Source organism: Mesorhizobium sp. M00.F.Ca.ET.216.01.1.1 (assembly GCF_004010325.2).
In the GTDB taxonomy this organism is placed as follows: domain Bacteria; phylum Pseudomonadota; class Alphaproteobacteria; order Rhizobiales; family Rhizobiaceae; genus Mesorhizobium.
Window position 1 is genome coordinate 109273 of sequence record NZ_SADR02000014.1, and the last position, 20752, is coordinate 130024.

Consider the following 20752-nt stretch of genomic DNA (forward strand, 5'->3'; position numbering starts at 1 on the left):
ATGGAAGCCCTATTCTTCGGTCACCCCTGCCAAGCGGACGAGGCCCGGCGCGAGCCGGGCCTCGACACCATTCCTAATGCGATCTGCACAACCCGGCAAGGCTGTCCTACCGCGAGGCTTTTCGACAGGTGCCCCTGACATTGGCTGGGAAAGTGGAGTTGCACGTGCGTGACAAGACGCAGTTGACACGGCTCGAAACAGAAACTGTCAATGCCGCCAAAACCCGCAAGCCCCTTTATGCCGCGCGTCAAAAGATCTTTCCGAAGCGCGCCTCGGGCAACTTTCGCCGCTTCAAATGGCTGGTGATGACGATCACACTTGGCATCTATTACCTGACTGCGTGGCTGCATTGGGATCGTGGCCCATTTGCCCCGGACCAGGCCGTGCTGCTCGATCTCACCAATCGGCGCTTCTACTTTTTCTTCATCGAGATCTGGCCGCAGGAATTCTTCTATGTGGCCGGCCTCCTGGTCATGGCCGGTGTTGGACTTTTCCTGATTACCTCTGCTGTCGGCCGTGCCTGGTGCGGCTATGCATGTCCGCAGACCGTGTGGGTCGATCTGTTCCTTGTCGTCGAGCGTGCGATTGAGGGGGACCGCAACGCCCGCATGAAACTCGATGCCGGCCCCTGGACCGCCCGCAAGCTGATGCTGCGGGTCTCGAAACACGCCATCTGGCTTGTCATAGGGGCGGCGACCGGTGGCGCCTGGATTTTCTATTTCGCTGATGCACCAACACTTGTGGGCGAGCTTTTCACCGGTACCGCCGCACCTGTCGCCTACATCACCATCGCCGTGCTGACGGCGACGACCTACACCTTCGGCGGCCTGATGCGCGAACAGGTCTGCACCTATATGTGCCCATGGCCGCGCATCCAGGCAGCCATGCTCGATGAGAATTCGCTCACCGTCACCTACAATGACTGGCGCGGCGAGCCGCGATCGCGCCACGCCAAGAAGGTGCAAGCCTCGGGGCAGTCCGTCGGCGACTGCGTCGACTGCAATGCCTGCGTCGCGGTCTGCCCAATGGGAATCGACATTCGCGACGGCCAGCAGCTCGAATGCATTACCTGCGCGCTGTGTATCGACGCCTGCGACGGCGTCATGGACAAGCTCGGCAAGGAGCGCGGGCTGATCTCCTACGCGACGCTCTCCGACTACAACGCCAACATGATGCTGGCGACCGCAGGCGGCTCCAGTTCAATCAATCCGTCGCTGGTCAGGACTGCTGTCGGCACCTTCTCCGATCAGGTGGCGCATTTTCACATTCGCAAGATCTTCCGGCCGCGCACCTACGTCTACATGGGCTTGTGGTCGCTGATCGGGCTGGGCCTGCTCTATTCGCTGCTGACGCGCGATCGGCTCGAACTGAACGTGCTGCATGACCGCAATCCGCAATTCGTCACACTATCCGATGGCTCCATCCGCAATGGCTATAGCGTCAAGCTGCTCAACATGATCCCTGAGCCAAGGACAATCGTCGTCACCATGCAGGGTCTGGAGGGTGCCGACATGGTCGTCGTCGGCGACGACATCCCGGCCGGCCGGTCTTTCGCCATCCCGGTCGAACCCGACCGCCTGAAAACGTTGAAGGTCTTCGTTCGCCAACCGGCGGACCAGATCCACGCCCCGGCACAGACCTTCAAGTTCCGTGTCGAGGATAAGGCGAGCTTCGAGTCGAACGAGTACGCCGCCACATTCAACGCGCCAGAGGCCGCCAAATGACCGCCAATGCCCAAAAGCCTCGCGAATTCACCGGCAGGCACATGCTGGCCATCATTCTCACCTTCTTCGGGGTGGTCATCGCGGTCAACCTGACCATGGCCACGCTCGCCAATACGAGTTGGACCGGCCTCGTCGTCGAGAACACCTATGTGGCCAGCCAGCAATTCAACAAGGAGGCCGAGGCCGGCCGCGCTCAAGCAGCGCTCGGTTGGACCGGCAAGCTGACCATCGCATGGGGCGAAGTCCGCTACAGCCTCTCCGACGCTGCAGGCAAGCCGGTTCCTCTGCACGGCGTCAAGGTGCTGTTTCGTCATCCCGCCTACGAGAAAGAGGACAAGTCCGTCACGCTCGCCCTCGCCTCCGGCCAGGAGTTCGCCGCCCAGCATATGCCGAAGGACGGCGTCTGGATCGTCGAAGTCGACACCGATGCCGGCCTGACACGACCCTATCGCGACGTCCGCAGGATTATGATTTCTCATGGAGCGCTGCAATGAGCTGTTGTGCACCGGGCGCTGAAATGGCGCTGGATCTGAACGGCGCCACGTCGGTCCTGCCATCCAGCCAGGAGATCAGGTTGGCGAGCCGATCGCTTGGCGATGATCTTCGGCAGACCGATCTTTCAGTGCCGACGGTTCATTGCGCCGCCTGTATCCAGACGATCGAGGCGGCACTTGGAAAGCTCGATCACGTCGAAAGCGCGCGCGTCAACCTGTCGACGAAGCGGGTCGCGGTCCGGTGGCGAGGAGACGAGGTGCCACCCTTCGTCGCCGCGCTTGGCAGGCTGGGCTACGAGGCGCATCTGTTCACACCCGAGGTCGATGACAAGGACAAGACGCTTGCCGAACTGATCCGCGCTGTCGCTGTTGCCGGCTTTGCGGCGGGGAACATCATGCTGCTTTCGGTCTCTGTCTGGTCCGGCGCCGAAGGTGCTACCCGCGACCTGTTTCACTGGGTCTCGGCGCTGATCGCCATTCCTGCCCTCGCCTTCGCCGGCGGAATCTTCTTCCGTTCGGCCTGGAATGCTTTGCGCCATGGTCGCATGAATATGGACGTGCCCATCGCGGTCGGTGTTTCGCTCGCCTATGCCATGAGCCTCTATGAGACGATCAATCATGGCGACCACGCCTATTTCGACGCGTCGGTATCGCTGCTGTTCTTCCTTTTGATCGGGCGCACGCTGGATCATGTGATGCGGGAGCGTGCCCGGACTGCCGTGAAGGGCCTGTCTCAGATGGCCGCGCGTGGCGCAATGGTGATGCGCGGCGACGGCGCGCGCGACTATCTGCCGGTCGGCGAGATCGAACCAGGCATGCGGTTGTTGATCGCGGCCGGTGAGAGGATCCCCGTCGACGGCAAGATCATCCAGGGAACGTCGGATCTCGACTGCTCGCTGGCCTCAGGCGAAAGCACGCCGAAAAACGTGGCGCCGGGCGAAGCAGTACAGGCCGGCGTGCTCAATCTTACCGGCCCGCTGACGATCCAGGCGACAGCCGCCGCAAAGGATTCGTTCCTGGCGGAGATGGTTCGGCTGATGGAATCCGCCGAGGGCGGTCGCGCGCACTATCGCCGCATCGCTGATCGCGTGTCGGCACTCTACGCGCCCCTGGTTCATCTCACCGCCTTCGTGACATTCCTGGGCTGGATGGCGGCGACCGGCGACTGGCACCGGGCGATGACGATCGCCATCGCTGTTCTCATCATCACATGCCCCTGCGCGCTCGGCCTCGCCGTGCCGATCGTCCAAGTGGTCGCGGCGCGGCGGCTTTTCGAGAGCGGTATCATGGTCAAGGACGGTTCGGCCATGGAGCGCCTCGCGGCGATCGATACTGCCGTGTTCGACAAGACCGGCACGCTCACGCTCGGCCAGCCCCGGCTGGTCAATGCGGACTCGATTGATCCGGGCATGCTGGCAATCGCCGCCGACATGGCCGCGCATTCGCGTCACCCGTTTTCAAAGGCCATGACCGGCTTTGCCGCTCCTGGCGGGCAACACAAATTCGATGCCGTCACAGAGCATCCGGGGTTCGGGATCGAAGCCACTGTCGCCGGAAGCACCTGGCGGCTGGGTCGACGCGGATGGGCTGGATGGAAGGCCCGGACCGGAGGTGAAGGCAAACATGGCTATGGTGGAACGGCCCTGACAAAAGACGGGTTCATTGTCGCGACCTTCGATTTCGAGAATGCGCTGCGCGCCGACGCGGCGGCGGCGATCAAGCGATTGAACGATGCCGGGGTGTCGATGCAAATGCTGTCGGGCGATACCGCCGCAGCCTGCGCCGAAGTGGCAAAGCTGCTGGATATCGACGACTTCGTTCCGTGCCTGCTGCCATCGGGCAAGCTCGAACGCATCGAAACCCTCGCGAAAGTTGGGCACAAGGTTCTGATGGTTGGCGACGGCCTCAACGATACGCCGGCCCTGAGCGCGGCGCATGTCTCGATCGCACCGGCCACCGCCGTCGACATTGGCCGCAACGCGGCAGACTTCGTCTTCCTGCGCGAAAGCCTCCTGGCGGTGCCGCTCGCCCTGGGCGTCTCGCGCAAGGCAGGAAACCTGATCCGGCAGAACATCGCAATCGCAATCGTCTACAATGCGGTGGCAGTACCAATCGCCATCCTCGGGCACGTCACGCCTTTGATAGCGGCGATTGCCATGTCTGCCTCATCGCTGCTTGTTATTGGAAACGCATTGCGCTTGCACGGCTTCATGGCGAATGCGACGGTGCAAGTTATTCAAAAAGTCAGACGCTCCGCAGTCGGCTATTCGGCACAATCCTCGTGACGACCTTGCTCTATCTCATACCAGTGGCCCTTTTTCTGGGTGCACTGGGCCTGTCCGGCTTCGTCTGGGCATTGCGAAGCGGTCAATACGAAGATCTCGACGGAGCCGCCGAGCGGATACTAATTGATCGGGACGACAAACCGGGACGCTGATTTCAATCCGCTGTGCATAAGATGCGCGGATCCCGCTCGTCAGTCGAGCCGGCTCGGTCGGGAACAAGCTGTCCATCCTCCATGACCAGCTTGACCTAAGCTGGGCACTACATTGATTTGTGAAAATCCACTGTCGTGCGAAGGACTGCCTTCCCATGCACCCAGTATGAGGCGGCTGATGCCGCGAGAGTACCTCGCGCGGCCGGACGAGCTTCGCACTGTGCGCACGGGTAACAGAGCGTCGCGATCGATCACCCGAGCGTGAACTACCAGTGCCGGTTGATCGTGCCCTGGCTGATCCAGATCAGGGTCATATTCGCATCAGTGGTGCTTTATAGGCCAGTCTTCGAAGGAGAATGCATGACTTATGTATCGCGGCCAGACGCGTCCACCTCTGATGGGGTTGCATGCTTCATTGCCGATCCATGCCAATTTCCGGCCCTGCGCCTTGCAGCAATGCGGTCACCGAAACTCAGCGCAGATCACGGTGTTCCGCACGTGGTATCCACTCGTCACGACGATAATAATAGGCAGAATCCCATGAGCGCCGTTCACATCATCGACTGCCACAACGCGAATGACTACTTCGCCGACAGGGCGGACGGACCGATCACACAGAAGATGCTAAAGACTGTCAACATCCGCGCGGAGCTCCACATTGCTTTGGACCGAAAGCATTTTCGTGAGGCTGTAGTCCAAGCGAACAAGGCGAAGTGCGACGTGCTTCACATCGCTGGGCACGGCAATGGAGACGGGATCGCTTCGTCCAGTGGGCGAGGTAGCCTTCTTTGGGCTGACTTCGTAGAAATGTTCCAAGGCTCGGATCCAGCGCCGAAGATCCTCGTGATGTCAATGTGCTGCGGAGCATCATACGCGTTGGCGGCGGGCACGGAGCTCAGCGGATGTCAGTCGGCTCAGTTCCACCGTTACACGAGGATAGCCGACGGGATGGCGGCACGCTGATGGGCTCTGACGACAATTTTGACATCGTTGTCGTTGGAGCCGGGCCGGTCGGCCTTTCGTTCGCTGCGTCGCTTGCCCAAAGCGAACTCAAGGTGGCAGTTGTTGAACAGAACACATTCGATAGTCTGGCGAATCCGGCTTTCGATGGTCGCGAAATCGCGCTGACCAACGCTTCGATCAGAACCCTTCGCGAGCTCGGCGCCTGGGATGTCATCCCGGCTTCGGACAAATCAGCAATTCAAGGCGCGCGCGTGCTCAACGGCTCGAGCGCATTCGCTCTTCGTTTCGATCCTCCCAGCAACTCTGGAGAACCGCTGGGGGTTTTGGTTCCAAATTGCCGGATCCGCGAGGCGCTGTTCAAAATCGTCCGCTTGCAGGATCGCGCCCGGCTGTTGTGCGGCCACTCGGTCGTCGATGCAACAAACAGCCAAGAAGGAGCAGTCGTAACGCTCTCTAATGGCGCGCGTTTAACTGCTCGGCTTGTTGTTGCCGCGGATTCGCGTTTGTCCGCCACGCGTGATCTGCTGGGCATCGGCGCCGATATCAACCGGCTTGGCCACTCGATGCTGATTTGCCGAGTGAGGCACGAGCGCGCCCACCACCAGATCGCCATCGAATGGTTCGATCACCATCAGACGATAGCGATATTGCCCCTCGCGGAGGGCGTGTCGTCGCTGCTGCTCACATTGCGCTCAAACGAGGCCTATAGACTGCTTGCCTTCGATGACGATTTGTTCCTGTCGGAGTTGACGAAACTGTGTCGAGGGCGCCTTGGAAAAATGACCTTGGCAAGCAAGCGCCATACCTATCCGCTGGTCACGACCTGGGCGCACAAATTCCGGGCCCCGAGCGCCGCACTCATCGGCGACGCTGCCATCGGCATGCACCCGGTGACCGCTCACGGATTCAACATCGGTCTCAGCAGCCAGAAGCAACTCGCCCGTGGAATCATGACTGCGTGCCGCGACGGCCGCAATGTTGGCGACCCCGACATGCTGCACATATACGAAAGGCGGCTGCGCCTGTCGGCGGCGCCGCTCTACCATGCAACGAACATACTGGTTGGACTCTACTCCAGAGACCACCTGGCGGCACGGCTTGCAAGGCATCTGGGGCTTCGCTTTGCCCAACATGTTCCCCTTGTCCGGCATGGGATTTCGGCGGAGCTCCAGCGGTGATACTGCACCAGCAGTTGCATTTTGCGCGATGTGCTGGGCGAGCGATGGGAGAGAGTGCATCATGCGCCGGAGTAATCCTGCTCCCGACGCTGATCTCCGATTGAAGAATTAACCCGTCCTTCAGGGGGCTGCATAGGCTGCGGACAAGCAGGAGTAAGCAAGCTGACCCGTCCAGCCCTGGAAAAAGAAGATCCGCTGGAGGCGAGAATCCTTCAGGACCAGCTCGCTGATCTGAGGGCAGGCCTTTTCGTCTCAATGCCGATAAGCATTGTGCTGTCCGGGCTGATTTTGACCGTGCAGGCCCTTCTGGCGGGCATTTCAGCTGGCGCGGTCACGTACGGCAGCTCATATGCTGCGGCAGCGATATACTTCATCACACCGCCACTCCTCATTGCCGCCGCATGCTTGCTGACGAAGGGAACCCTGGAAAACTACATTCTGGCTTTTGCCGTCCTGCTTTTCGAGGGCGGCCTGGCTCGAGCCTCGTTCGTTGGACAAGCGCGCTTCCGTGACGCGAGCCGCCTGAGACATCAAGCCGAGCGGCTTGCCGCGGAAATGGAGCGCAATTCCAGGGAGGACCATCTTACCGCGCTCCTCAACAGGCGCGGCCTCGAACATGCAATCGATCAGTTTGAGAACACTGATGGGCCCTTTGTGGCCATGCTGATTGATCTGGATGGGTTCAAATCTGTCAACGATACCTACGGTCACGTACGGGTGACGAGCTGCTTGCCAGGATCGCCCGCCGAATAGAGGAAGAAGCACCGGAGGGCTCAACGCTCGCCCGCATCGGTGGCGATGAATTCGTGCTGGTTTTTTCCTCGCTTAGAAATTCGCCTTCTCCCAGCAATCTCGCATCCAATCTCATATCCAAGCTTGCTCGCCCCTATCCTGGCGTCGCCTCCGTCCGGATCGGGGCATCCATAGGAATATACTCGGCTAAAAACCCGGGGCTGACGGAAATGTTGTTGCGGGCGGACATCGCCCTTTACACAGCTAAGCGCCGTGGCAGGAACGAATTTTGCCTGTTCGATGCCGAGCTCGACCGGGAACTGCAACGCCGCCAGTCAATCGAACGCGATCTTCATTCGGCGATAAAGACGAGAAGCTTGGGCCCTTGGTTCCAGCCAATCGTAAGACTCGACACCGAAGCTGTGATCGGTTTTGAAGGGTTGCTAAGGTGGTCCCATCCGATTCACGGTTCCATCTCTCCGCCCGAAATCATGACAGCGGCACGCGAAACCGGAATGCTCCAGCTGCTAACTCAAGCTGTATTTTCCGAATGTTGCGCTTTTATCGACGCCTTGGTGAAAGCTGACTGTCGTGATGTTCGTGTGACGATGAACGTTTCACCGCGCGAATTGGAGGCCGGCGATATCGACGAAATGGTTCTGAATGGTCTGGCGGCAAAGGACCTCCCTGCAACGATGTTCGAAATTGAGATAACAGAAGAATCGCCCGTGGACCCGGACAGGGTCGATGAAAAGCTCGGACGGCTTTCACATGCCGGCATTTCCATCGCGCTCGATGTCTTCGGCACCGGCTTTTCCACGTTGGCATCGCTCAAGGACAGTCGGATAAGGAAGGTGAAAATAGACCAGGGCTTCATTCGCGGTTTAGCCAAATCGCGGGAGGATCGGCTGCTTGTCAAAACCGTGATCGATCTTGGTCGGACGCTCGGGATCGAGGTCATGGCCGAGGGCGTCGAGACAGAGGCGGATCGGCAAACTCTGCACAAGCTTGGCTGCAAAACCGCTCAGGGCTTCCTGTTCTCCAAGGCGGTGCCACTCAGCCAAGCGCTTGGTTTGGCAGTTAAAGAGCGCCAGGAGTTGTGACCGGCATCCGCCATTCGCTCACGCGCGCCACCTCGCCGGGTTCAGCGGTATCCTGCAAGTGGATGGCTACTCGGCCTATACCAACCTGGTCAAGGCACGGGACAAAGCCGGCAGCAATGAAACAATCCGGCTCGCCGGGTGCTGGGCTCACCTGCGGCGCAAATTCTACGACCTGCACATCAGCGGGATCTCGCAGGGCCGCGACGGGTTCGATCACCGCCATGACCGAATTGTGGAAGGTCGAGACAAGGTTCGTGGCAAGGATGCTGGAAGCCGCGCCGCGCTGCGTCAGGAAAAGTCCGTGGCCATTGTCGCGAGCCCCTTCGATCTATGGGAAGCGGAACTGGGCAAGGTCTCGGGGAAATCCAAAACCGCCTTGCGGGGCTGACCTTCCATCTGGTCCGTGGTTAGCTGATAGGCGGTTTATTTGTCGTGCAACGTGCTCTTTCAGCCTAAGCTGCTCCACGCGTGGGGTACCAAATGTCAGACTTTCACCACTAGGAAATCGCGAACGGGCGCGGCGCTTACTGGCCGCATTGCCGCAAAATAGCGTCGGAAGGTGGGATCGGCGTGACGTTGTTACTCAGAGTGAGTGGTCCCGAGAGTTGAGGGCAGAATCGAAATTCGCGTGTTCCTATAGCGCATCTCCGATCGGGGGCCATCGCCACGAGCAGCAGATGAGGCAATGCGAAGCTTGGTCGATCGACAGAGTGATGCGGCACGACATCCATTTCCTACCAGCCCATTCCCCCCGATACAGCCGCGCGGCTACTCGAACCTAGAGCTGTCGAGCATGAGCAAACACCGTCCTTGTTGTGTTCTGAGAACTCCAGCTTTACCTCGCCGAATGGCAGCTCGCAAATGATGCAATCAAAAGTGTGCATACCGCGGCAGCGACCACATTGTTTCAGTCTTTTCAACAGCGTAAGAATCTGACGGTATTTTTGACGGTACTCACTGGTTGTGTGACTTAAATTAAGTAATTGAAACAATCAGGTACGGCCTTAATTGATGATTGAGTGGGAGTGAAGGGGAGTACCGTGGAGTAGTATCGGATAGCAGAGGACACTCGAGCGAATCCTAGGCCATCGATAGCAGTCGATAGATTCTAGGCGACCCGCAGATCTGCCGCTCTGTCGGGCGTCTCCCCGCTCTTCGAACGGCGCCCATACGCCGTCAGGCCCACCCCAACCTTCGCGACTTGTGGCCTTCAAATATTCGGTCGCGCGCTGCTCGAAGAAGTTAGCGCGCGCGACCAGTTCTCGGCGTCGATCACACTGTCGTAGATCGATTACTGCTCCTTCTTGAACAAATCCTGGAAGATGAGCTGGCCCCAAGTGCGGCCGCGTGCGTGCACCAGCGCGCCACCCTCGTTGAGCTTTCCCAGCTTGACGGGTGCGAACCCGAGTTGTTTGGCCAAGGCCGCCACGGGAGCGATCGCGTCCTCGTCGTCGCTCGACAGAAAGACGACCCGGTGCCCGCCCTCGACGACCGGATCGGTAGCCAGGGTGGCTGCAATCAAGTGATTGAAACCTTTCACGAACTTGGCGCCGGTGAATGCCTTCGCGACGAAGGCGGAGGACGGGAGACCGTCCAGCTCTTCAGGGACTGGAAACACGTTCGTCGCGTCGATGACTGTCTTGCCTTCCCAGCTCGGCAGAGCCTTCGCAACCTCGCGGTGCTCCCAGAACGGGATTGCCAAGATGATTGTGTCGGCCTCGACTGCATTCTGCAGAGACTTGGCGACGACCGTGGGTCCGATCGCCCGAGCCTGCGGCGCCAACGTCTCGGGCGGACGGCGGCTCGCGACGGTCACGTCGATGTTTTTACGGGCGAAGGCGTGGGCGAGGGCCTGGCCTATCTTACCGAATCCTACAATTGCATAGCTCATAATACTTCTCCGATCCGTGTTGATATTGATTCCCCGGCCCTCAACGGCGCTGGGTTATCCGTTCCGCTGCGTGGCGACCTTCGCGAGATCTTCGGACCGCCACCCCAAGCGATGCGCGTCATCGGTTCGAATCCCTGAATTGACGCGTAGACGTCCTGCCGTGAACGACTTCCGCGCGGCCGGACGGTCAGCCACTTCCGCGATCCGGTGCGATTTCAGATGGCCGAGAAGCCGCCGTCGACAGACAACTCCACCCCATTCACAAAGCTCGAATCGTCTGAAGCAAGAAACAGCGCGACCGCCGCAATTTCCTCAGGACGGCCCATCTTTCCCCGCGGGATCAGGGATTCGAACATCCGCTTCGCCTCCTCGGTGAGAACTTGGTCCTGCATCGGTGTGGCGATCGGCCCCGGGCTCAGCACGTTCACCCGGATATTCCTGCCCTTCAGTTCGTTGAGCCAAGTGCGTGCGAATGAGCGCAACGCCGCCTTGCTCGCCGAATACACGCCGTAACCAGGAAAACCTTTCACCGAAGCAACTGACCCGGTCATGAAGATCGATCCGCCATCGTTGAACAGCGGCAACGCCTTCTGAACCGTAAACAGCGTGCCGCGCGTATTCAGGCCGAAGGCCGCATCGAAATGCTGCTCGGTAATCTCGCCCAGTGGGACGGCTTCGCCCGTGCCGGCGCTCGCGTACAGGACGTCGATCTTGCCCTTTTCCCGCTTGACTGTGTCGAACAGACGGTCGAGGTCGTCGAGATTGGCCGCGTCGCCGTGCACGCCGGTCACGTTCCGGCCAATCAGCCTGACGGCCTCGTCGAGCGCCTCCTGTTTGCGGCCCGTGATGAAAACATGGGCGCCTTCTTCAACGAACCGCTTGGCGCTCGCCAGCGCCATACCGCTCGATCCACCCGTGATGACTGCAACCTTACCCTCAAGCTTTCCCATGACTTCTCCTTTCGTCGTGTCGGACAGCGTCTGCCTCCGAGAACCTCGAAATGGGTCCGCCGGCGTCAGTTGTTGAGTGCGGAAGCGCGCACATCGGTGGTGCGAAATCGATCCGGTTGGACGACCGAAGCCAGCCGCGACGATCGGTGTCCGCCATTTAGGATTGGGCCGCGCTTGTCGGCATGGGTTATGATCATCGCCGTGCTACCCGCAAACGAGATGCTGTTCGATGTGTTAGATGTGGGCTTTGGAAGGCGCACCGCGCGGTGCGAGATTGCACCATGATCGACTGGGATGACGTTCGCTACTTTCTTGCCGTCGCGCGCGGAGGCTCGGTGCGGGCTGCCGCCGCGCACCTCGGGGTGAATCATTCAACCGTGCTGCGACGCATCGCCCAGCTCGAGGAACGCCTTGGGGCGCACATGTTCGAAAAGCTGCCTTCGGGCTACCGCCTGACGGCTGCGGGCGAGGAGGTCCTCGAGCTCGCGAACCAGATGGAAGCGTCGTCGCACCAGCTGGAGACGCGCGTGTTCGGTCGCGACCAGAGCGTGCGCGGGCTTCTGCGGGTGACGTTGGCTCCGACCCTCGCGACACACCTGCTCATGCCGGACTTCGCCGATTTCGCGCGTCTGCATCCGGACATCGAGATGGAAATCTTGTCGTCCGGCGAGCTGGCAAATCTGACCAATCGAGAGGCCGACGCGGCGATCCGCGTCGTCTACGACCGCAAAACCCTGCCGCTCAATCTTCACGGCCTGAAGGGACCGGAGCTGTTCGGCGGCGTCTACATGTCCAGCGATCGATTAGCCGCATGGCGCGCGGGCGCGCCTGATCCCATCCGGTGGATCGTCATAAGCCTTCATGGAATCCCGGACTGGGCCCGCGAGGGTGAGGTTCGCACCACGGGGGTTCCGTTCAGGATCACGGACGGCGAGGCGCAGATCGTTGCTGTACGGCAAGGGCTAGGGATCACGACACTGCCGTGCTTCGTCGGAGATGCCGACCCCCTACTGGTGAGGGTGCCGGGCACCGACCTGCACATGTACGGAACGCTCTGGCTTCTCACACAGGGGGAGACACGCAAGACGAAGCGCGTGCGGCTCTTCACGGAGTTCGTATCCCGCAGGCTCGCCGCGTACGCGCCGCTTCTCGCGGGGCTGTCCATATCGCGCGACTGACGCCCGGCAGGTCGCCGGCGACGCTTGCCGTAATCCGGTCGGAAGCCGAGCTGCGATCGCTTGAAGCGGCGTCGTTCAATCCGCGAATGTTGCGCCGTATCGCAACCGGCGCGAGGGCCACACTACCGGCGGGCGACGGACTTCACCATCGCTGACGGTCTTTTTGGCAGGCTGGAGACGCCGCTTTTGCGGAGAACTCCGAGCAAAATGGACCAACCGATATCGATAGTCTTTGAAACCGAGCAAATCGCGGATCGCCGAAATTCTCCTTTGAATTCAAGAGCGAGAATTTCTGACGGATCCGGGATACGGTTCTTCGTCGTCAGCGGAAAGATTTTCCTCGATGGATCAATGCGTTATGATGCTTCAGAACAATCGAGTGGGAGTGATACAGGCCCATCCGAACGTATCCGAAAATACGTTATGGTACGCCACAAAGCATTGAAATGAAATAAATCCGTTCGTTGGCGTTCGGCATCTATCGGCATATAGAGTTAGACGCCAACGCCACTTCCAACGGACCTCCGGCATACTGCCGGCCGAATTTTTCAAAGTACCGTCAGGGTCGGTGAGGCTCGTGGCGGTACTTTTTTGTCTTAAACGGTTGAAGATAAAAGAGTATCCCTGCCACGGCCGCGCCGTGACCGGCAGGTGTCACAGCTTTCCTACTCCGTTGTGCCACCTCTTTTTCTGCGCCGATTAGTGTGCGACTGCGCGACGGCCATTTTTAACTCGGGTGTGATCTCCAACGGCGCATTCTCTGCCCCATGTGGATTCTGTAGCCCCTGGACCTGGACGGTCGGAAATGGGAGTTCGATGCCCTGCTCCTTGAAGACTTGGCGCAGCCGTACATAGAATTTGCGTTTCATACCGAAGGCGCCTCCCGGTCTGGTTGTGGCCTTGACCCTCAATACGATGCCGTACTCGCCGAACTCCTGTACGCCCTGCATTTTGATCGGGTCGAGCACCCAGTGTTTGAACTCGGGATCTTCCGCCAGTTCGAGCCCGATCCGCTTGATCAGCTTGCGGGCGAAGTCGATATCGGTGTCATAGCCGACAGTGATGTTGAATTTGTCGATAACCCAGTCACGGCTCTGGTTCTGGACTGCCCCGAGTTCACCGAAAGGTATCGTGAACAGCGGACCACGATGGTGGCGCAGCTTCACCGAGCGCAGCGAAAAGCTTTCCACAGTACCCTTGTAATTGCCCGAGGAGATATACTCGCCGACACGAAACGCATCATCGAGCAGAAAAAACACGCCCGAAATGATGTCCTTGACGATGGTTTGTGCCCCAAAGCCCACCGCGACGCCGACGACGCCAGCGCCGGCGATCAGCGGGCCGATCTGAATACCCAGCGAGGCGAGCATCATAAGCACCGCCATCACGATGATCGATGCGAGCAGAATGTTCTGGAGGATCGGCAAGAGCGTGTGCAGCCGCGCCTGCTGCGGATCGAGGATCGGGACGTCCTCGTCGCTGATCACAGGGTGCGGTGTTTCGATGCCCAGCTTTCGTTCGATCAAAGCTTTGATGATTGACCAGCCGAAATCGGCTGCGAGGGCAATGACCACGACATTGATCAAGCCGCGCAATATGAACGTCGTCGTCGTATCGCTGTCCCGCATGGATTGCATGTTCAGACCCCAGACACGTGCGAGAAAGTAAGCCGCCGCCAGGATGAAAATCATTCGGATTCCGCGATCGATGACAGCGATCGTCACCGCCGGTATCGTAGGCCGGCCGACATCTTCCGAACCTGGCCGCAGAACGAAATTAACCCCGCGCTGCGTCATCACGATTGCCAAAGGCAGGAAGAATGCGGCGAAGGTAAACCAGAAGTATATATAAAGGCCGGCGATGCGCTGCAGGAACAGGACGACGAAATAAGCAGTCAATAGCCATGTCGCTTCCGTGTGACCGCTGTGGCGCGCACCGTCTCGCTGCGTTCTTGGCCGACGCCAAATGGCAAGCAGCAAGAGCAACAGCAGCACGAAATCGGCGCCCAGTGACAGGACCATCATTCCGTCCTGATCGATGCCGAGACCTGGCAAGAGGATAAACGCGGCGCCGAAGAAGGCGAAGACGCCGACGATCCGGGGTAGCCAATAGGACCAATGGTCAGCCGCTTCGTTGGTGATCGGCAAACCACGAACCTCGATGGCGTTCTCGACGTTCATGAAGGAAGGGACGAGCATGGCCATGACGTACATGCGCACACCCCATGTAACGACTGCCGCCATCAGAAATGTCAGTACAATCTCGCGGATAAGCATTGGCCAGTCGAACAGCATGAACGCGCCGGCGCTGCCCAGTGCGAACGAGACGATCAGCATGCTGGAATAAAGCGTGCGACCACCAATCTTCTTGGCTCGCCCAATGGGCGTATCCTTCGGTTGCGCGATAATCCAAAGACGAAATGGACGGGTGAACTTGTACGTTGCCCAAGTGAGTGCCAGGCCGGCAGCGATGAACATCGCAATCAGCACAAATACGCCGGCAGACCCCTTGCTGGACATATCCTCCATCGTCTCTGCCCGAACGCGCGCGAACTGGCCTGGCAGCAGGGGCAAAGTTCGCACGATTCTTTCGATATGGTGCCTGATCCGATCGAGCGTCGAGGATGCCATCGTATTCATCTGGCCTGGTGCGGCCACGGCACCGGACGATGCGTCGTTCGGCGAAGCTCCTGCCTCGGCAGGCGCTCCCGATGACCCGGCGTCCCGATTTCGCTGTTCGGCCACCCAGGCCTTCACTGACGGATCGTCGAGAAGCTCGAATAACTGTTTGACCCTGTCAGGCGGGACCGTCGCCGGCGCCTGCGCCTGTGCCGGACCAGCCAACAAGAGGGCGATACCAAAGACGAGCGGCCTGGCAATCAGGACAAACATCGCAGTCAGATGTCGGAGACGTCGTGCCGGGCGCGCCAGGTTCCTGGCTACCAATCGTCGAATCATGAGTGGCATCGTGCTGTTAACCTTCCGGTCAAATCGGCAAGCAACGACATCTATGTCCGTCGTTGCCCTACCTTGAAGAAACCGATGTTGCGGTGCAAGACGTCATCGTTCCGAGCCAGACCGTTTGCGCCGGGTCTGGTCGCGCAAATCATGCATGTGATCCGTAATTCGAAGACGCTGGGCATCACGGTGCTTCTGGTAGAGCAGAACGCGTATGCCGCGTTGGGCATCGCCGACCGAGGCTATGTGATGGAAACTGGGCGCATGACCATGCAGGGGCCGGCCGAGGAACTGATTGCAGACGAGCGGATACGCGCTGCCTATCTGGGACTCTGGCATCACCGCGTGTTGGCCAACGAGTTGGGTCGGCCTTTCGGCCATCTCTACAAGGGCAAGGGCAGGCACCGCCTCCCGTTAATAGTTTGCGGCACGCAGTCGCGTCTATCCCCGCATAATGCGATAGACAGTTGCATCGCCCTCTACACCTCGAAGCGGCGCATCAAACGCAACGACGCCTCGGCCGGCAAGCAGGTCACTCACGCCGGGCGCGGAATAGAGCGCCTCGGAGATGCAGACCTGTCCGGCTTCCGCCAGTGACTGCACGCGTGCGGCAACATTCACGGTCTGGCCGAAGTAGTCGAGGTTGTCGTTGAGTGTGACGGCAATCGATGGACCGCAGTGGGCACCCATCTTTAGGATAATCCCCGGCCTGACATTATCGCTGTTGAAGCGATCGATTTCTTCAAAAATGTGGAGGGCGGCCGAAATCGCATCCGATGGCCGCGAGAATACTGCCATCACCGCATCTCCGATCGTCTTTACGACAGCGCCGGAATGCTGGTGGACCGCCGCATTGAGAAGAGCGAAATGCTCGCGGACCAGGGCATAGGCGTTGAGGTCGCCAAGGCGCTCATACATGGCGGTGGAACCCTTGAGGTCCGTGAACAGGAAGGTGACCTGCCGGATGCCGAGCCCCTCCTTCTCGTCGACACGCTCGGAACGGAAGAGCTGGCGGAAGGTTTGCCGCGCAAGCAGCGCCCCGCCGGAAACATATGGGTCGAAATCGAGCGCCGGTTTGGTCGTCAACGCGACAAGCTCGGGCGGCCAGTTGATGAGAAGCAATGCGCCACGCCCGGGTCCGGTATTCGCAACCTCAATGACAACCGGACCGGGCGGCACGGCCGGCAACGCCGGCAAGAAACGCTTGCCGTCATAGTTGATCTTAAGAAGTGTCGGCGCCAACACTGGATCCCCTGATATAGGTACAGCGAATGCCGCCTGTGTCTGCACATTGACGCCCGACAGGGAGCCGGGATCGAGGTCAGCGCGCAGCATTGTTGTGGTGCCCGGCGGCAGGAACGTCATGCCCCGCACGAAGCCTCGCAGAACGTCCAGAAAGCGTACGTCCTGCCCGGGCAGCCGCCCGTCATTGCCGAAACGTAGCTTCCAGTGAAAATCCTCGACAGAGAGCGTCTGGGGCTCGTGGAACGGAAGCCGCCGCAAATGGGGCGATACAGAGAAGGAGACCTCGATGAAGTCGTCGAGGTCGGTATCGCCCGATACATCGCACAGGCCGCAGACATAATGCGTCTGCAGCGTGCGCAGGGCGCCGAAACTGTCGAGCACCATCCCGGACTGGGGACAAAGCACGTCCCAGCTCATATCGAACAGGCCGCAGCGGGCCGCGTGGAGGAAGAGGTCGATTGCTTCAGGCTCGGTGATTGCGCGATCGCGGGCGAAGGCCAGCGGATTGACACGATAGAGCGCCTGGTCGTCGCCGCTCCTGATAAGCGTTTCGAATTTTGAGATGACGCGCGGGCTCCATGCTCGCGCTTGCTCGATCTCGGTCATCTTGCTTTCGAGAAGACGATCGTTGACCACTGGAACGACAGCTCCACCCGTTTGCCTTCCGGCAGCCTACCAAAAATCCTGCCCAATGCGAATGGATGGAAATCCTTTGTCTGTCTCAGGACTTAGGGCGGCACGCGCCATACTGGTGCAGACGCTCTGAATGTCGGCATAGGGTCGGTCACTAGCGGACTTTCGCAAACATACCGACTAGCGCTGGAATTTCGCTTAGCAGTCGCGGCCTGAGCGCTTGCCATTCAAGCCTGTCTTCAAGTTTTTTTGCCTGCCTCTAATTCGCCCCGAATGGGCCGGAAGCAGTAGGTCCGCTTGTGGTGCAGGGAAGAACAGAAGCGGACGTTAATTCTCCAGGATCCGATGTCCTGAGTTGACCCGGGACAGACCTTCGGCGGTCGCTCGGTGGTCGACTGCACCTCTGCAGACATTCGAAACCATGATGTTGCTTGAGATGCAATGCGCTCCAGGGTCGGCACTGCCAAGCGGCAAATCAGGCCGGGAGCCGCCACATTCGCACACGACCTGTACCACGCAATTCCGTTTCCGCGAGTGGGTCGCAAGCAAAATTTGGTCCAAGCAGTTTGTGAGTTGCATCCGAAATACGGATTTCATCGGGCTCCGCGGACGTTTGGATACGTGCGGCGAGATTAACGGTGTCGCCCCACAGGTCATAGGCAAACCGCCTTTTGCCTATGACGCCCGCGACGATTGGTCCTGAGTGAATTCCAATTCTGAGTCTTATCGGTTCTCCTGCGAAGCGTTCGCACTTAACCGCCTTCCGCAGTTCAAGTGCATAGTGCGCAAGGGCTTCCGCATGATCGGATCGCGCGGCGGGCAGGCCAGCGACCACCATCACACAATCGCCGATTGTCTTGATCTTTTCGCAGCCGTATCGCTCCGAGAGCAGATCCGCCGCCTTGAAGAAGTAATTTAAAATAGCGAGCGTCGTCACGGCTCCGACGCTCCGCGCTCTTTCCGTAAAACCGACGATGTCGGCAAAAAGCACACTCACCTCCGCGTGGTTGTCTGCAATTTGCTCGTGCGCTTTTAACCGCTCCGCGATCGACGCCGGAAGAATGTTGAGGAGTAGGGTTTCGGCGCGCTGGTATTCACGCGACAATCCTTCTTGGCTCTTCCTCAGCGCTTCGTTCGTCGATTGTAATTCCTCGTTGAGTTGACGCTCCCTCTCTTGCAGGAGCGTCATTTCATAAGCCTTCTGTTGAAGTCGCTGCCTATTGTCGCGTTCGGCAGTGGCGTCAAGAAAGAGCAGCCACACGCAGGCATTGCCAGCAAAAAGATGAAGGTCCGCGACACGCCCGCTGGGCAGTTCGACCATGGCCATATGATATGGAAGCTCCGGGCAAGGCAGCAACCCTTCCATGAATTCAAGCTGCTCGGCAACAGGCTTACCAATGCGAAGTGATGAGAGTCCGTAATGTTTGACGCTACCGCCCTTCGCAGCTATGCGAAGCTGGGCGTCGATTTTCAGATATGCGACGGAGTGCTCGTTGTAGAAGAAATCGTAAATCCAGCTTCTGACTTCTCTTGGCAATTCATGCATGGTCTATTTGCTAACCATCGAAGCAAGCTGACGAAACGCATCATCAACATGTTCACCCGAAAGCGCACTTGTTAGATAGATTTGCCATCCAAGTTGCCTCAGTTCGTTAATTTCACTATCCGATATTGCCCACCGATCGGCCAGATCGGATTTGTTGAACAACAATACAAACGGCATAGCGCCGAATTCAGCCTCGGCCCGCTCGCGCAACGTGAGCGCCACGGCAAGAGTAGCGGCGCGGGTTCCATCGACGACAAGCACGAGCCCGCTGGCACCTCGCACATAGCTGACGCGGAATGAGCCGATATCGTCTTCGCCGGCCAAATCCCACAAAATCAGATCCACGGTCTTGTCCGGGAATGCGACACTCTTCTTGTCGATTTTCACTCCCACCGTGGTCAAGTAGGTTTCTGAAAAGATGCTTTGCACAAACCTGCGAACCAGACTCGTCTTTCCGACAGCGAACCCGCCCAACATGCAGATCTTCTTTTGCAATATCCTGGGCTCCGCCCTAGTGGAAGTTTACCGTAACCGAAACTCTGCGGTTGGCGGAGCTCCCGGTTCGGCTATTTTCAGTCTCCGCTGGCTCAAATGTGCCCGCGCCGCGAACCAAGAGCAATTCCGGATCGACGCCGCGCTTCTTGAGAAGCGCACGAACTGTTTCCGCGCGCGCGGCGCTGATGGACAATTTGGCCGTTTCACGGCCCGTCTCGTCCGAATGGCCGGTCAACATGAACTGTGCTGCTACGCCTGCCTTGCGGGCGTCCTTGGCCAATTCCTTCAACTGATTCGCCAATTTGTCGAGAACCGGCAGTTGCTCTGGTCCCGGTACAGCCTTGCCAGAATCGAAGAAAATGTCGACCGCTTGAATAGCCTCCCTCAAATGAGTGAGTTGCGGAGGGGTCAACTCACGCAGCTCGGAGATTTCTAGAGAGAGTCCGTCCGCGGACAGCTGTTGGGCGGCGACCCGCGCCCGATCTATCCAGGCGGCAGGAGCCTCACCCTGGGCAACGATGCGATCCTTGATGATCGAAAGTCGTACTGAATCCGGCGGAGCCAGCGACGCCATCAGCCGCTTCAGCACGAACTTCGGATCAAGGCTTTGATAGAATTGCCACTGCGAATGAACGCGAGCAGGATCCACCCCTGTTCCGGACAGCAGAGCCTGCGGGTCGGCGGCCTGCGGGTCTCTCAGGCCGGAAATATAGAAATGTCCGCCCCTCGCCGTTTGTTGGGCGACGATGATTCCCGGTTGGGCCTCCAGTCGCGACACATAAGTCTGCCAGTGCTCCGCCGCGCGTGCTTCGGGGCTCACATCACGAACTCTGGAGATGTCGAATTCCGGTCCGCCTGCCGAAAGCTGTCGGGCCGCTGCGCGCGCCCGATCTATCCAGGTGTCGGGAGCCTCACCCTCGGCAACAATGCGATCCTCGACGATCGAAAGCCGAACCGATTTCGGCGGGGTCAGCGACACCATCAGCCGCTTCAGGACGAACTTCGGATCAAGGCTCTGATAGAATTGCCACTGCGAATGAACGCGGGCGGGATCGACCTCCGTTCCGGACAGCAGAGCCTGCGGGTCGGCGGCAAGCGGGTCTCTCAGGCCGGAAATATAGAAATGTCCGCCCCTCGCCGTTTGTTGGGCGACGATGATTCCCGGTTGGGCCTCCAGTCGCGACACATAAGTCTGCCAGTGCTCCGCCGCGCGTGCTTCGGGGCTC

16 protein-coding genes and 2 pseudogenes are annotated in these 20752 nt (G+C 59.3%); 11 read left to right on the forward strand and 7 right to left on the reverse strand.

The window, feature by feature from the left end:
- Positions 1-164: 164 nt before the first annotated feature.
- From ccoG to EN859_RS38160, 9 genes and pseudogenes are all read left to right on the forward strand, one after another.
- Positions 165-1724: a cytochrome c oxidase accessory protein CcoG gene (gene ccoG, locus EN859_RS19180; protein WP_029354962.1), complete on the forward strand. Its 1560-nt coding sequence runs from the start codon at positions 165-167 to the stop codon at positions 1722-1724.
- Positions 1721-2218, forward strand: coding sequence for a FixH family protein (locus EN859_RS19185; protein WP_091595779.1), 498 nt, complete (start codon positions 1721-1723; stop codon positions 2216-2218). The genes ccoG and EN859_RS19185 overlap by 4 nt, the downstream gene beginning before the upstream one ends.
- A complete protein-coding gene (locus EN859_RS19190) occupies positions 2215-4503 on the forward strand; it encodes a cation-translocating P-type ATPase (protein WP_091595777.1) in 2289 nt (762 codons plus the stop codon). The genes EN859_RS19185 and EN859_RS19190 overlap by 4 nt, the downstream gene beginning before the upstream one ends.
- Positions 4500-4655, forward strand: a complete 156-nt coding sequence (gene ccoS, locus EN859_RS19195) for a cbb3-type cytochrome oxidase assembly protein CcoS (protein WP_084831491.1) — start codon at positions 4500-4502, stop codon at positions 4653-4655. The genes EN859_RS19190 and ccoS overlap by 4 nt, the downstream gene beginning before the upstream one ends.
- 360 nt (positions 4656-5015) lie before the next feature.
- The gene (locus EN859_RS38155) at positions 5016-5618 is read left to right on the forward strand and encodes a hypothetical protein (protein WP_189502093.1); all 603 of its coding nucleotides are present in this window, start codon (positions 5016-5018) and stop codon (positions 5616-5618) included.
- Positions 5615-6796, forward strand: coding sequence for a 5-demethoxyubiquinol-8 5-hydroxylase UbiM (ubiM, locus tag EN859_RS19200; protein WP_189350574.1), 1182 nt, complete (start codon positions 5615-5617; stop codon positions 6794-6796). Before EN859_RS38155 ends, ubiM begins: the two co-directional genes overlap by 4 nt.
- A gap of 555 nt (positions 6797-7351) precedes the next feature.
- A pseudogene (locus EN859_RS39335) lies at positions 7352-7761 on the forward strand (GGDEF domain-containing protein); the annotation flags it as partial.
- Positions 7759-8631 (forward strand): GGDEF domain-containing phosphodiesterase, encoded by an 873-nt coding sequence (locus EN859_RS39340; RefSeq protein WP_245525623.1) that lies wholly within the window; start codon positions 7759-7761, stop codon positions 8629-8631. The pseudogene EN859_RS39335 and the gene EN859_RS39340, both read left to right, overlap by 3 nt.
- Positions 8597-9019 (forward strand): transposase, encoded by a 423-nt coding sequence (locus EN859_RS38160; RefSeq protein ID WP_259979747.1) that lies wholly within the window; start codon positions 8597-8599, stop codon positions 9017-9019. Before EN859_RS39340 ends, EN859_RS38160 begins: the two co-directional genes overlap by 35 nt.
- Before the next feature lie 903 nt (positions 9020-9922).
- Here EN859_RS38160 and EN859_RS19220 read toward each other — a convergent pair.
- Both EN859_RS19220 and EN859_RS19230 read right to left on the reverse strand, forming a co-directional pair.
- On the reverse strand, positions 9923-10522 hold the full coding sequence (locus EN859_RS19220) for an NADPH-dependent F420 reductase (protein ID WP_127855633.1): 600 nt from the start codon (positions 10520-10522) through the stop codon (positions 9923-9925).
- Between the two features lie 215 nt (positions 10523-10737).
- Entirely contained in the window at positions 10738-11472 is a 735-nt protein-coding gene (locus EN859_RS19230; RefSeq protein ID WP_127855634.1) for an SDR family oxidoreductase, read from the reverse strand.
- A 281-nt stretch (positions 11473-11753) separates the two neighbouring features.
- Here EN859_RS19230 and EN859_RS19235 point away from each other — a divergent pair, with 281 nt between their 5' ends.
- Positions 11754-12650, forward strand: coding sequence for a LysR family transcriptional regulator (locus EN859_RS19235; protein WP_127855635.1), 897 nt, complete (start codon positions 11754-11756; stop codon positions 12648-12650).
- A gap of 665 nt (positions 12651-13315) precedes the next feature.
- On the opposite strand, the gene EN859_RS19240 is transcribed toward EN859_RS19235, so the two are convergent.
- Complete coding sequence (locus EN859_RS19240; protein ID WP_127855636.1) at positions 13316-15541, reverse strand: mechanosensitive ion channel family protein; 2226 nt, start codon at positions 15539-15541, stop codon at positions 13316-13318.
- A 192-nt stretch (positions 15542-15733) separates the two neighbouring features.
- On the opposite strand from EN859_RS19240, the pseudogene EN859_RS40480 reads away from it, so the two are divergent.
- Positions 15734-15940, forward strand: a pseudogene (locus EN859_RS40480) (ABC transporter ATP-binding protein); the annotation flags it as partial.
- 108 nt (positions 15941-16048) lie between these two features.
- Here the strand turns inward: EN859_RS40480 and EN859_RS19250 are convergent.
- The 4 genes from EN859_RS19250 to EN859_RS39345 form a co-directional block, all read right to left on the reverse strand.
- The gene (locus EN859_RS19250; RefSeq protein ID WP_127855637.1) at positions 16049-17458 is read right to left on the reverse strand and encodes an adenylate/guanylate cyclase domain-containing protein; all 1410 of its coding nucleotides are present in this window, start codon (positions 17456-17458) and stop codon (positions 16049-16051) included.
- 502 nt (positions 17459-17960) lie between these two features.
- The gene (locus EN859_RS19255; protein WP_127855638.1) at positions 17961-19031 is read right to left on the reverse strand and encodes an adenylate/guanylate cyclase domain-containing protein; all 1071 of its coding nucleotides are present in this window, start codon (positions 19029-19031) and stop codon (positions 17961-17963) included.
- A 3-nt stretch (positions 19032-19034) separates the two neighbouring features.
- Positions 19035-19526: a Rab family GTPase gene (locus EN859_RS19260; RefSeq protein WP_245525621.1), complete on the reverse strand. Its 492-nt coding sequence runs from the start codon at positions 19524-19526 to the stop codon at positions 19035-19037.
- Positions 19527-19542: 16 nt separating this feature from the next.
- Positions 19543-20752, reverse strand: a 1210-nt coding sequence (locus EN859_RS39345; RefSeq protein ID WP_245525622.1) for an OmpA family protein, incomplete at its 5' end; no start/stop codon positions are given.